The 13556-nt window shown below is 69.4% G+C and carries 11 protein-coding genes and 3 tRNA genes; all 14 read left to right on the forward strand.

Annotated features, from left to right (window positions below):
- On the forward strand, positions 1–2352 hold a 2352-nt coding region (locus LPC04_RS28640), incomplete at its 5' end, for a motility hub landmark protein FimV (RefSeq protein WP_275685759.1).
- Between the two features lie 126 nt (positions 2353–2478).
- Positions 2479–3330, forward strand: coding sequence for a tRNA pseudouridine(38-40) synthase TruA (truA, locus tag LPC04_RS28645; RefSeq protein WP_275685788.1), 852 nt, complete (start codon positions 2479–2481; stop codon positions 3328–3330).
- A complete protein-coding gene (locus LPC04_RS28650; protein ID WP_275685760.1) occupies positions 3327–3977 on the forward strand; it encodes a phosphoribosylanthranilate isomerase in 651 nt (216 codons plus the stop codon). The genes truA and LPC04_RS28650 overlap by 4 nt, the downstream gene beginning before the upstream one ends.
- 54 nt (positions 3978–4031) lie before the next feature.
- Entirely contained in the window at positions 4032–5291 is a 1260-nt protein-coding gene (trpB, locus tag LPC04_RS28655) for a tryptophan synthase subunit beta (RefSeq protein WP_275685761.1), read from the forward strand.
- Complete coding sequence (gene trpA, locus LPC04_RS28660; RefSeq protein ID WP_275685762.1) at positions 5288–6109, forward strand: tryptophan synthase subunit alpha; 822 nt, start codon at positions 5288–5290, stop codon at positions 6107–6109. The genes trpB and trpA overlap by 4 nt, the downstream gene beginning before the upstream one ends.
- Positions 6110–6193: 84 nt before the next feature.
- Complete coding sequence (gene accD, locus LPC04_RS28665) at positions 6194–7066, forward strand: acetyl-CoA carboxylase, carboxyltransferase subunit beta (protein ID WP_275685763.1); 873 nt, start codon at positions 6194–6196, stop codon at positions 7064–7066.
- A 79-nt stretch (positions 7067–7145) separates the two neighbouring features.
- Positions 7146–8456: a bifunctional tetrahydrofolate synthase/dihydrofolate synthase gene (gene folC / locus LPC04_RS28670; RefSeq protein ID WP_275685764.1), complete on the forward strand. Its 1311-nt coding sequence runs from the start codon at positions 7146–7148 to the stop codon at positions 8454–8456.
- Positions 8457–8518: 62 nt separating this feature from the next.
- Positions 8519–9496, forward strand: a complete 978-nt coding sequence (locus LPC04_RS28675) for an SPOR domain-containing protein (RefSeq protein ID WP_275685765.1) — start codon at positions 8519–8521, stop codon at positions 9494–9496.
- A complete protein-coding gene (locus tag LPC04_RS28680; protein WP_275685766.1) occupies positions 9493–10008 on the forward strand; it encodes a CvpA family protein in 516 nt (171 codons plus the stop codon). The genes LPC04_RS28675 and LPC04_RS28680 overlap by 4 nt, the downstream gene beginning before the upstream one ends.
- A gap of 109 nt (positions 10009–10117) precedes the next feature.
- Entirely contained in the window at positions 10118–11635 is a 1518-nt protein-coding gene (purF, locus tag LPC04_RS28685) for an amidophosphoribosyltransferase (RefSeq protein WP_275685767.1), read from the forward strand.
- 57 nt (positions 11636–11692) lie between these two features.
- On the forward strand, positions 11693–13087 hold the full coding sequence (gene gltX / locus LPC04_RS28690) for a glutamate--tRNA ligase (RefSeq protein WP_275685768.1): 1395 nt from the start codon (positions 11693–11695) through the stop codon (positions 13085–13087).
- Positions 13088–13163: 76 nt separating this feature from the next.
- Positions 13164–13239 (forward strand) — tRNA-Ala (locus tag LPC04_RS28695).
- Between the two features lie 53 nt (positions 13240–13292).
- Positions 13293–13368: transfer RNA gene (locus LPC04_RS28700), tRNA-Glu, on the forward strand.
- 62 nt (positions 13369–13430) lie between these two features.
- Positions 13431–13507, forward strand: a tRNA-Asp gene (locus tag LPC04_RS28705).
- Positions 13508–13556: the final 49 nt, after the last annotated feature.

Raw genomic sequence — 13556 nt, forward strand, 5'->3', positions numbered from 1 at the left:
CCGCCGCCCGCGCCGCTGCCGGCACCCGTGCCGGCGCCGGCCGCCCGCACGCCGGCGCCCAAGCCCGCGCCGGCTCCGCGTCCCGCGCCCGCTCCGAAGCCCGCGCCGGCCCCGGTCGAGCGCGCCGAGAGCCCGGCCCCGGCGCCGGTTTCCAGCGGTGGTGGCGAGTCCACCGTGAAGGTCAACTCGGGCGACACCCTGACCTCGATTGCGGCGAGCAACAAGCCCAGCGGCGTCTCGCTCGACCAGATGCTGGTCTCGCTGTATCGCAACAACCCGCAGGCTTTCATCGACGACAACATGAACCGGATGAAGTCCGGCGTCACGCTGACCGTCCCGAGCGCCGACACCGCCAAGCAGCTGTCGACGCCTGAAGCGCACCAGGTCATCCAGGCCCAGAGCGCCGACTTCGCCGCCTACCGCAACCGCCTGGCCACCGGCGTCACCACGGTGCACACCGACGAAGGCAAGCGCGCCGCGTCGGGCAAGGTCGAGGCCAAGATCAACGACCAGAAGACGGCGTCCGCGCCGCCCCCGTCCGACAAGCTGACGCTGTCGCGCGGCGCCGCCAAGCCGGGCGCGCCGTCGGAAGCCAAGGATTCGAAGGAGACGCTGCGCAAGGCCGAGGCCGCGCGCGTCGCCGAGCTGAGCCGCAACGTCGCCGAGCTGAAGAAGCTGGCCGACGCAAAGACCCCGCCGGCTCCAGCCGTGCCGGCTGCCAAGACGCCGGCCCCGGCCCCGGCTCCGGCGCTGCCGGTGCCGGCCATCGTGGCGCATACGCCGCCCGCGCCGGTCGTCGCGCCCAAGCCCGCCCCGGCGCCCGCGCCGGTGCCGGTCGCCGCGCCCAAGCCCGCGCCGGTTCCGCCGCCGCCCCCGCCGGCACCGGTGCCCGCGCCCAAGCCGGTGGTCGTCGCCGCTGCCGCGCCTGCCGTCGTGCCGTCGACGCCGTCGCCGGCCGTCAAGGCACCGGTCATCGCCTCGGCGCCGGTCGTCGCGGCGCCGGTGATCGCGTCCGCGCCGGTCATCGCCGCCAGCGCGCCCGCCCCGTTCGTCGCGCCGTCGGTGCCCGTGCGCGCCTCCGCGCCGCGCGCGGCCGTGCCGGCATCGACCCCGACGCCGGCGGCCGACGACAGCTTCCTGTCCTCGCTGTTCGAGCCGCCGTACATCGTCCCGGGCATCGCCGGCCTCGCCGTGCTGCTGGGCGGTTTCCTGTTCTGGCGCAAGCGCCAGGGCGGCGACCGCAACAAGTTCTCGGGCGAGACTTCGTTCATCGAGAGCAAGATCCAGCCGGACTCGTTCTTCGGCGCCAGCGGCGGCCAGCGCGTCGACACGCGCGACGGCGCGGCCAACTCGGCGTCGTCGTCGCTCAACTACTCGCTGAGCCAGCTCGATGCCATCGGTGACGTCGATCCGGTCGCCGAGGCCGACGTCTACCTGGCCTATGGCCGCGACCTGCAGGCCGAGGAAATCCTGAAGGAAGCCCAGCGCTCCGACCCGGACCGCCTGGCGATCCGCACCAAGCTGCTGGAGGTCTACGCCAAGCGCGCCGACCTGAAGACCTTCGAGACGCAGGCGCGCCAGCTGCAAGGCCTGACCAACGGCCAGGGCGAGGACTGGACGAAGGCGCAGGAGCTGGGCCGCCAGATCGACCCGACCAACCCGCTGTATACCGAAGGCGGCGAATACGCCATCGTCGACACCGATCCGATGCCGCTGCATCCGCTGGGCGACGAGCCGGCCGACGAGGTGACGCTGATGCGTCCGCCGGCCGACAAGGCCGAGGGCCACCACGAGTTCTCGTCGACCGACCTGCCGATCGACTTCGATCACGACGAACCGCCCACCATCCAGCCCGAGGTCGCGACGCACGTGCAGCCGGTCGCGCACACCGAGCCGATGAACATGACGGCCGACGGCGACACCGCGCGCCAGCCGCACCAGTCCTCCAGCGCGAAGGACATGCCGTTCGAAGTCAGCGATTTCGACCTCGAGCCCGGTCACGTCGTCGAAGTGCCGACGATCCCGGAGCCGGCGCCGGAGCCTGTCCACGCGGCGGCACCCGCGGCTGCCGCGGGCGCACCGGCCATCGACTTTGACTTCGGCGACCTGTCGCTGGATCTCGACAAGTCGCATCACGTCGCCGAGGCGCACGAGGAGTCGGTGCTGCCCGAGCTCGACATGGGCGGCGGGCATGGCGACAGCGAGCCGATGGCCCGCAAGATCGAGCTGGCCGACGAGTTCCGCCGCATCGGCGACCACGAGGGCGCGCGCGAATTGCTGGAAGAAGTCGTCTCCAAGGCGGACGGCCCGCTGAAGTCCCGCGCCCAGACGATGCTGGATGCCTTGGGTTAACCTTCGCGGGTGACGACACCGATCCCCGAAGACACCACGAGCACGCCGGGCCTCGCGCCCGGTCAGCCGGAATCCGAAACCCCGAACTCGCCCGCGCAGGACGCCGTCCCGCCCGGGCGTGTTGCTTTGGGCATTGCGTATCGCGGCCAGAACTACCACGGGTGGCAGTCGCAGCCCGACGGACGCACGGTGCAGGACAAGCTCGAGCGCGCGCTGGCCGAGTTCGTCGGCCTGCCGCGCGGCGAGGTCGTTCCGACCGTGTGCGCCGGCCGCACCGACGCCGGCGTGCACGCGCTCAACCAGGTCGTGCACTTCGACGCGCCGGTCGCGCGCGAGATCTTCTCGTGGGTGCGCGGCACCAATCGCTTCCTGCCCGAGGACATCGCCGTGCAGTGGGCGCAGAACGTCGAGCCGGACTTCCATGCGCGCAACAGCGCGCGCGGGCGCCAGTACGCGTTCCTCGTGCGCGAGTCGGCGGCCCGCCCCGCGATCGAGGCCGGCCTGTGCGGCTGGGTCTTCCGGCCGCTGGACATCGACCGGATGCGGCAGGCGGCCCGCGCGCTGATCGGCGAGCACGACTTCAGTTCCTTCCGCGCCTCGGCCTGCCAGGCGCTGTCGCCGGTCAAGGAGATGCGGCGCATCGAGATCAACCGCATCGGCGACTACTGGCGCTTCGACTTCGAGGCCAGCGCGTTCCTGCACCACATGGTGCGCAACCTGATGGGCGCGCTGATCACGATCGGCAGCGGCAACCAGTCGCCGGAATACATGGCGGAGTTGCTGGCCGAACGCAATCGCGAGCTCGCGCCGCCGACCTTTCCGGCGGCCGGCCTGTACTTCCTCGGTCCGATCTACGATCCGCACTTGGCCGTGCCGCGTCGCACGGCGGCGCACGACTGGCTGCCGCGCGTGCCCGTCGAACTGGCGCGTCCGGACGAGGCGCATCCTTACGTTTCCGGTACTCCGGCAAAGCAATGAGCAGCCACCGCACCCGAATCAAGATCTGCGGCTTGACGCGCGAAGAGGACGTCGACGCGGCCGTCGCCGCCGGCGCCGATGCCGTCGGCTTCGTGCTGTACGAGCGCAGCCCGCGCCACGTCTCGATCGCGCGCCTGGCCGCGCTCGCGAAGCGGCTGCCGCCGTTCGTCACGCCGGTGTGCCTGTTCGTCAATGCGAGCCCCGACCTGATCGACGAAGCCGTCGCCGCGGCCCCGAACGCGCTGCTGCAATTCCACGGCGACGAAGGGCGCGAGCAGTGCGAGCAGCCGGGAAGGCCCTACCTGCGCGCCGTTCGCATGGCACCGGGCGTCGATTTGCTAGACTTCGCTTCTGGCTTCCCCAGCGCGGCCGGCCTGCTGCTCGACGCGTTCGTCGAGGGCTACGGCGGTGGTGGAAAGGTGTTCGATTGGTCTCAAATTCCGTCAGGCGTCCCCCTTCCAGTCGTTTTGTCTGGTGGGTTGAATCCTGCAAACGTGATCGATGGAGTGATGCACGTCCGGCCCTGGGCCGTTGACGTGAGTTCCGGCGTGGAGCAGGCCAAGGGCATCAAGGATGCCGTCCTGATCCGCCGGTTCTGCGAGGCGGTGCGCGAGGCCGATGCCCGCATCGCCAATGCCATGACCTGAAGCGGCGACGCCGCTTCGTCTTCCGTCCGGCCAGGACGGAGAAAGCTGATCACCATGTTCGAGTATTCCCAGCCCGATGCATCGGGCCACTTCGGGCCGTACGGCGGCACCTTCGTCGCCGAGACGCTCACCCACGCGATCGACGAGCTCAAGGCCGCGTACGAGCACTACCGCAAGGATCCGGAGTTCCTTCGCGAGTTCCACCACGAGCTCAAGCACTTCGTCGGCCGTCCGAGCCCGATCTACCACGCCGACCGCATGAGCCGCGAGATGGGCGGGGCGCAGATCTGGCTCAAGCGCGAGGACCTGAACCACACCGGCGCGCACAAGATCAACAACACCATCGGCCAGGTGCTGCTGGCGCGCCGCATGGGCAAGCCGCGCATCATCGCGGAGACCGGCGCCGGCCAGCACGGCGTGGCGACGGCCACGATCTGCGCGCGCTACGGCCTCGAGTGCATCGTCTACATGGGCGCCGAGGACGTCAAGCGCCAGAGCCCCAACGTCTACCGCATGCACTTGCTGGGCGCGACGGTGGTGCCGGTGGAGTCGGGCAGCAGGACGCTGAAGGACGCGCTCAACGAGGCGCTGCGCGACTGGGTGACCAACGTCGAGAACACGTTCTACGTGATCGGCACCGTCGCCGGGCCGCACCCGTATCCGACCATGGTGCGCGAGTTCCAGAGCGTCATCGGCGAGGAATGCCTGGTGCAGATGCCCGAGATGGCCGGCCGCCAGCCCGACGCCGTGATCGCCTGCGTGGGCGGCGGCAGCAACGCGATGGGCATCTTCTATCCGTACATCAAGCACGAGGCCACGCGGCTGATCGGCGTCGAGGCCGCGGGCCTGGGCCTGGATTCCGGCAAGCACTCGGCGTCGCTGACCCGCGGCTCGCCCGGCGTGCTGCACGGCAACCGCACCTACCTGCTGCAGGACGCCAACGGCCAGATCACCGAGACGCACTCGATCTCGGCCGGCCTGGACTACCCCGGCGTCGGCCCCGAGCATGCGTGGCTGAAGGACATCGGCCGCGCCGAGTACGTCGGCATCACCGACGACGAGGCGCTGGCGGCGTTCCACCGGCTGTGCCGCACCGAGGGCATCATCCCGGCGCTGGAGTCCAGCCACGCGGTCGCCTACGGCATGAAGCTGGCGGCGACGATGCGGCCCGACCAGCACATCCTGGTCAACCTGTCCGGACGTGGCGACAAGGACATCGGCACCGTGGCCGACCTGTCCGGCACCGCGTACTACGACCGACCATCGATGGCGGGACACGCCGTCAAGGGCGGCAAGACGGGAGCTGCGCAATGAGCCGCATCGACACTGTCTTCGCGAAGCTGCGAGCCGATGGCCGCGCCGCGGTCATCCCGTACATCGCGTGCGGCGACCCGTACGCCGACGCCACCGTCGACATCATGCTGGCGCTGGCCGCCGGCGGCGCCGACGTCATCGAGCTGGGCGTGCCGTTCTCCGACCCGATGGCCGACGGGCCGGTGATCCAGAAGGCGTCCGAACGCGCGCTGGCGCGCGGGATCGGCACGCCGCAGGTGCTGGAGGCCGTCCGCGCGTTCCGCGCGCGCGACGCGGCCACGCCGGTCGTGCTGATGGGCTACGCCAACCCGATCGAGGCCTACGACCTGGCGCACGGCAAGGGCGGCTTCGTCCGCGCCGCGGCCGAGGCCGGCGTCGACGGGGTGCTGGTCGTCGACTATCCGCCCGAGGAGTCGGTCCAGTTCTCCGCCGCGCTGAAGGCGGCCGGGCTGGCGCCGATCTTCCTGCTGGCGCCGACGTCGACCGAGGCGCGCATGAAGCAGGTCGGCGAGGTCGCGGCCGGCTATGTCTACTACGTGTCGCTGAAGGGCGTCACCGGTGCCGGCCACCTCGACACCGACGCCGTTGCACGCGCCGTGCCCCGGATCAAGGCGCACGTGAAGGTGCCGGTGGGCGTCGGCTTCGGCATCCGCGACGCGGCCTCGGCGCAGGCGGTGGCGCGGGTGTCGGACGCCGTGGTCATCGGCTCGGCGCTGGTGCAGTGCCTGGAAGCGCTGCCGCGCGACCAGGTGGCCGACGGCGCCCGCCGGTTCATCGCCGGGATCCGCTCGGCCGTGGACGAAGTCCGGAAAGCGTAAAATCGTCGTTTCGCGAGTCCGGCGGGCCTCCCCCGCCGGCGACGTTGGGCGGCTCCACCCGAGCCGCATGCAAGGAGTTCATTGATGAGTTGGCTTGAGAAGCTGTTGCCCCCGAAGATCCAGCAGACGGATCCGAGCGAGCGCCGCACGATCCCCGAAGGCCTGTGGATCAAGTGCCCCTCGTGCGAAACGGTGCTCTACAAGACCGACCTCGAGCAGAACCTGAACGTCTGCCCCAAGTGCGACCACCACCTGCGCATCGGCGCGCGGGCGCGGCTCGACGGCTTCCTCGACCAGGAAGGCCGCTTCGAGATCGGCCAGGAAGTCATCCCGGTCGACCCGCTGAAGTTCAAGGACAGCCGCAAGTACCCCGAGCGCCTGCAAGGCGCGCTGGAAGCCACCGGCGAGACCGACGCGCTGGTCGTGATGGGCGGCGCCGTGATGAGCGTGCCGCTGGTCGTCGCCTGCTTCGAGTTCGACTTCATGGGCGGCTCGATGGGCTCGGTCGTCGGCGAGCGCTTCGTGCGCGGCGTGCGCACCGCGGTCGAGCAGCGCGTGCCCTTCGTGTGCTACACCGCCACCGGCGGCGCGCGGATGCAGGAAGGCCTGTTCAGCCTGCTGCAGATGGCCAAGACCAACGGCGCGCTGACGCTGCTGGCCAAGGCGAAGCTGCCCTACATCAGCGTGCTGACCGACCCGACCATGGGCGGCGTGTCGGCCAGCTTCGCGTTCATCGGCGACGTCGTCATCGGCGAGCCCAAGGCGCTGATCGGCTTCGCCGGCCCGCGCGTCATCGAGAACACCGTGCGCGAGAAGCTGCCGGAAGGCTTCCAGCGTTCCGAGTTCCTGATGCAGAAGGGTGCGATCGACATGATCGTCGACCGCCGCAAGCTGCGTCCGACGATCGCGCGCCTGCTGGCCCAGTTGCAGCGCCAGAGCGCCGACGCCGTCGCTTAAGCTTCGCTTCCGTCTCCGTCCAAGGGCGGCCCGGGCTCACGCTCGTGCCGCCTTTGTCATTCCTGATCCAATCGATCCCATGACCCAGCCGACCAATCTCGCCGAGTGGCTCGCCCACTGCGAACGCCTGCATCCCAAGCAGATCGACATGACGCTCGCGCGCACGAAGACGCTGATCGAGCGCCTCGGGCTGAAGTTCGCGATGCCGGTCATCACCGTGGCCGGCACCAACGGCAAGGGTTCGACCTGCGCGATGCTGGAGGCGATCGTGCTGGCGGCCGGCTACAAGGTCGGCGCCTACATCAAGCCGCACCTGGTGCACTTCGAGGAGCGCTGCCGCATCAACGGCGCGATGGTGAAGGCCGAGGATCTGCTGCCGCATTTCGAGGCCGTCGAGGCCGCGCGCGGCGACATCGCGCTGACCTACTTCGAGTTCACGACGCTGGTCATCATGCGCACGCTGGCGTCGGCGGCCGTCGACCTCGTGATCCTGGAAGTCGGCCTGGGCGGGCGGCTCGACGCGGTCAACGCGGTCGACGCCGACGTCTCGGTCATCACCAGCATCGACATCGACCACGTCGAGTACCTGGGCCCCGACCGCGAGTCGATCGGGCGCGAGAAGGCGCACATCGCGCGCAAGGGGCGGCCGCTGATCGTCGGCGACCCGCTGCCGCCGCAAAGCATCATCGACTACGCCACCCAGATCGGCGCCGACCTGTGGCTCAGCGGGCGCGACTTCAACTACTCCGGCGACCGCCAGCAATGGGCCTGGAGCGGTCGCGGCAAGCGCTGGAACTCGCTGGGCTACCCGTCGCTGCGCGGCGCCAACCAGTTGCTCAACGCGTCGGGCGCGCTGGCAGCGCTCGAGACGCTGCGCGACAAGCTGCCGCTGACCGCGCAGGCCGTGCGCATCGGTTTCGCGTCGATCGACCTGCCGGGGCGCTTCCAGATCGTCCCGGGCCAGCCGGCGCTGGTGCTGGACGTCGCCCACAATCCGCATTCGGTGGCCGCGCTGGCCATGAACCTGGACCAGATGGGCTTCTTCAAGCGCACGTTCGCAGTGTTCGGCGCGATGCACGACAAGGATCTGGCCGGCGCGGTCGGCAAGATCTCGCACCTGGTCGACGACTGGATGCTGACCGACCTGCCGCTGCCGCGCGCCGCCAAGGCGACCGAACTGGCCGAGACCGTGTGGCAGCTGACGGCCACGGCGCCGTCGGCGTCGCCCAAGCCGCGGGTCAGCACCTTCGCCTCGCCGGCGCAGGCGCTGGCCGCCGCGCTCGCCCAGGCAGACCCGGCTGATAGAATCGTCGTCTTCGGCTCGTTCTACACCGTGGGCGGCGTGCTGAAGGACGGCCCCCCGCGCCTGGTGGCCCGACACCTCGGTTGATGCAGCAGCGCGCCCGCGCTGCTCCACGCCACTTGTCCGGCCCCGGACACCGATGAGAAGGCATGGGGCTGCTGTCGATTTTCCAACGCAACAAGCAGACGTCTGCCCAGGCCCCGAAGGGGCGGGGGGCGAAGTCCGCCGCTCGCCAGGCCCCGCTGGCCAACGCCCAGAATCCCGCCGACACCGCCGAAGCCATGCGCGAGGTGCGCGCCCGCGCCCGCACGCGGCTGATGGGGGCGACGGTGCTGCTGCTGATCGGCGTGATCGGCTTCCCGCTGCTGTTCGAGACGCAGCCGCGGCCCATCCCGGTCGACCTGCCCATCGAGATCCCGGCCCGCAACGCCGCGGCCGTGGTCGACGCGTCCTCGCATGCGTCGCGCAACCCGGTCTCGGCCGCGCCGCTCGCGGCGTCGCTGCCGACGCCCGAGTCCGTTTCCTACGACGCCAGGCCGTCGGCGCCGGTGGCGGCGTCGGCGCCGGCCGCTGCGGCGTCGACGCATCGGTCGGCATTCGCGTCGCTGGCGTCGGCGCTGGGTTCCGGCTCGTCGAGCGCGGGCACGGCGCCGGCGTCGGCGGCCTACGTCGCGCCGTCGATGGGCGGCAGCAGCTCGACCGTTGCGCAAACGAAGCCCGCGGCCAAGCCCGTCAAGCCGGCCGCCTCCGCCGCGGCAACTGTGGCTGCCTCGAAGCCGTCGCCCGCGCTGCACACGACCGGGCCGGTGCTGCCGCCGGCGATCGCGGCGTCCAGGCCGTCGCCCGCGGCGATCCTGGCCGACAGCGCGACCAATCCGCCCGACGCCGCCGCCAACGGTGGCCGCTTCGTGGTGCAGGTCGGCGCCTTCCTCGAGGACGCGAAGGTTCGCGAGACGCGCGCCAAGGTCGAGAAGCTGGGCATGAAGACTTACACGCAAGGCGTCGACACGCCGACCGGCAAGCGCATCCGCGTGCGCGTCGGGCCGGTCGCGACCAAGGCCGAGGCGGACAAGATCGCGGCCAAGTTGAAGGCCGACGGCCTGCAGGCCGTGGTGCTGGCGCTGTGAACCTGCCGCATTTCGACGTCCAGCTCGGCTGGGTCGACATCGCGCTGCTGTCGGTGTTCGGCCTGTCGGTGCTGATCGGGCTGTGGCGCGGCTTCGTGTTCGAGATCGTCTCGCTGCTGGGCTGGGCCGTGGCCTTCGTCATCGCCAACACGCTGGGGCCGCTGCTGGCCCGGTTCATCCCGCTGGGCGACGACGGCTCGCCGGCGCGACTGTGGACGGCCTACATCATCGTGTTCGTGCTGATCCTGCTCACCTGCACGCTGCTGGCGCGCATGCTGCGGGCGCTGGTCTCGGCGACGCCGCTGTCGTTCTTCGACCGCCTGCTGGGCGGCCTCTTCGGGGTGGTGCGCGGGGCGCTGATCCTGGTCGTGGTGGGGATGCTGGTGTCGCTGTCGCCGTATGCCTCGTCGGCGGTCTGGAAGAACTCGCACGGGGCGCTGTGGTTGGGCCTGGCGCTGGAAGGGTTGAAACCCGTGCTGCCGCAATCACTTAACGTGCACATCGCCACGTAGGACGCTCACCCATTCGGGTCGAACTCGGCTACGGTTACGGATGTGGCGCAGGCCGCGACGACGGTCACGAACGAACTCTCTCGGTATTTTTCTTGAAACGGAACAAGGTATGTGCGGCATCGTCGGCGTGATCTCGAAATCCCCCGTCAACCAGATGATCTATGACGCGCTGCTGCTGCTGCAGCACCGCGGGCAGGATGCCGCCGGCATCGTGACGATGCAAGGCACCAAGTGCTTCATGCACAAGGCGCGCGGCATGGTGCGCGACGTCTTCCGCACGCGCAACATGCGCGCGCTGCCGGGCACGGTCGGCCTCGGCCAGGTGCGCTACCCCACCGCGGGCAACGCGTACAGCGAGGAAGAGGCGCAGCCGTTCTACGTCAATGCGCCGTTCGGCATCGTGCTGGTGCACAACGGCAACCTGACCAACGCGCACGCGCTGAAGGCGGAGCTGGTCGAGAAGGATCGCCGCCACATCAACACCGAGTCCGACACCGAAGTGCTGATCAACATCCTCGCGCATGAGCTGCAGAACGCGGCGCGCGGCTCGGATCTGACGCCCGACGTGGTCTTCCAGGCCGTGGGTGCGGTGCACAAGCGCATCAAGGGGTCCTACGCCGTCGTCGCGCTGATCGCCGGCTACGGGCTGTTGGCGTTCCGCGATCCGTACGGCATCCGCCCGCTGATCTACGGCACCGCCGAGACGGCCGACGGCAACAGCGTGATCGTGGCCAGCGAGAGCGTGGCGCTCGAGGGCACCGGCCACCAGGTCGTGCGCGACGTCGCCCCGGGCGAGGCGCTGTTCATCGACCCGAACGGCAACGTGCACGCCAAGCAGTGCGCCGAGAACCCGACGCTCAACCCGTGCATGTTCGAGTACGTGTACCTCGCGCGGCCCGATTCCGTCATCGACGGCATCTCCGTCTACCAGGCGCGCCTCAACATGGGTGAGACGCTGGCGCAGCGCCTGATCTCGACGATGCCGCCGTCCGACATCGACGTCGTGATCCCGATCCCCGAATCGAGCCGCCCGTCGGCGATGCAGCTGGCGCAGAAGATCGGCAAGCCGTACCGCGAGGGCTTCGTCAAGAACCGCTACGTCGGCCGCACCTTCATCATGCCGGGGCAGTCGGTGCGCAAGAAGTCGGTCCGTCAGAAGCTCAACGCGATCGGTGTCGAGTTCAAGGGCCGCAACGTGCTGCTCGTGGACGACTCCATCGTGCGCGGCACGACGTCCAAGGAGATCGTGCAGATGGCGCGCGAGGCCGGGGCCAACAAGGTCTACATGGCCTCGGCCGCGCCGCCGGTGAAGTACCCGAACGTCTACGGCATCGACATGCCCACGCCGGAGGAGCTGATCGCGTCGGGCCGCACGCAGGACGAGATCCGCGAGTTCATCGGCGCCGACGCGCTGATCTACCAGGACGTCGACGCGATGAAGCGCGTGGTCGGCAAGCTCAACGGCAAGGTCGCGAGTTTCGAGGCCTCGTGCTTCGACGGCCGCTACATCACGGGCGACGTCAGCGTCGAGGACTTCTCGACGATGCGCGAGCAGCGCCGTTCGCAGCAGACGGAGGAGGACGATCCCGCCCGCTCGCGCCTCGCGCTGCAGAACACCGGCGAGTAAGCTCCGCTTTCTCCGATGCACACGGCACCTTCGGGTGCCTTTTCAATTGACCGCACCGTGACCACACCCATCCGCACCCGCATCGCCCCGTCGCCGACGGGCTTCCTCCACCTCGGCACCGCGCGCACCGCGCTGTACTCGTGGGCGTTCGCGCGCCATCACGGCGGCGAGTTCGTGCTGCGCATCGAGGACACCGACGTCGCGCGCTCGACGCAGGACTCGGTCGACCAGATCATCGCCGCGATGAAGTGGCTGGGCCTGCAGTACGACGAGGGCCCGGTCTACCAGATGCAGCGCCTCGATCGCTACAAGGCGGTCGTCGACCAGATGCTCGCGGCGGGCACCGCTTACCACTGCTATTGCACGCCGGACGACCTCGAGAAGATGAAGGCCGACCAGGAAGCGCGCGGCGAGAAGCGGCGCTACGACGGCACGTGGCGTCCGCTGCCCGGCAAGACGCTGCCGGCGATTCCCGAGGGCGTGAAGCCCGTGGTTCGCTTCGCCAATCCGGCCGACGGCGAGGTGAGCTGGGACGACCTGGTCAAGGGCCCGATCACCATCGGCAACAAGGAGATCGACGACCTCATCATCGTGCGCGACGACGGCGTGCCGACGTACAACTTCGCGGTGGTGGTCGACGACTGGGACATGCGCATCAGCCACGTCTTCCGCGGCGACGAGCACATCAACAACACGCCCTGGCAGATCAACATGTTCCGCGCGCTGGGCGCGGCGCTGCCGCAGTTCGGCCACCTGCCCATCATCCTCGGCGACGACGGGCTGAAGCTGTCCAAGCGCCGCGGCGCGGTCAGCGTTACCGACTACGAGGACAACGGCTACCTGCCCGAGGGCATGAACAACTACCTCGCGCGCCTGGGCTGGAGCCATGGCGACGACGAGCTGTTCACGCTGGAGCAGATGGTGGCGTGGTTCGACGGCTCGCACCTGAACAGGAGCCCGGCGCAGTGGGATCCGGCCAAGCTGCTGTGGGTCAACGCGCACCACATGAAGCAGGCTGGCGACGCGCGGCTGGCCGCGCTGGCGGTGGCGCAGCTGAAGAAGAAGGGCATCGAGGCGCAGGCCGACGACGCGATGGCCGCGCGCTGCGCGCTGCTGAAGGATCGCTGCCAGACCACCGTCGAACTGGCCGGCTGGCTGGAGATGTTCTACGAGCCGCAGGCGGCGCCGCAAGCCGAGGTCGACCAGCACGTCACCGACGCCGCGAAGACCGCGCTGCGCACGCTGCGCGACAAGCTCGAGACCGCGACGTGGGACAAGGCCGGCATCGCCGCCGCGATGAAGGAGACGCTGGCGGCGCACGCCATCAAGATGCCGCAACTGGCGATCCCGCTGCGCGTGGTCGTGTGCGGGCGCGCCCAGACGCCGGCCATCGATGCGCTGCTGGCGCTTTTCGATCGACAAGTTGTGCTCGACCGCTTGCGCACTGTTTGAAATCTGTTCTATACTAGCGGTCTTCGCTCTTCACCACGCGATGCGGTTTTGACAGGTTGCTGTCGAGGCCAGAATCGGGGGTATAGCTCAGCTGGGAGAGCGCTTGCATGGCATGCAAGAGGTCAGCGGTTCGATCCCGCTTACCTCCACCAACCGCTTAGCCGGTTGCCAGCAACGCGTGGCTGAAGAGAGAAGAAAGAATACTGACCCTATCGTCTAGAGGCCTAGGACACGACCCTTTCACGGTCGTTACCGGGGTTCGAATCCCCGTGGGGTCGCCAGCGAAAGCGGGCACAAGTTGCAGGCAGCGCTTGGAACGCAAGTTCGAAGTTGCCGACCACGTGGAGTGGTAGTTCAGTTGGTTAGAATACCGGCCTGTCACGCCGGGGGTCGCGGGTTCGAGTCCCGTCCACTCCGCCAAAATACCAGCGGGTTGCAGTCGACAGGATGCAGCCCGTTTTTGATCCAG

It is taken from the genome of Scleromatobacter humisilvae (assembly GCF_023231945.1).
Classification (GTDB): Bacteria; Pseudomonadota; Gammaproteobacteria; order Burkholderiales; family Burkholderiaceae_C; genus Scleromatobacter; species Scleromatobacter humisilvae.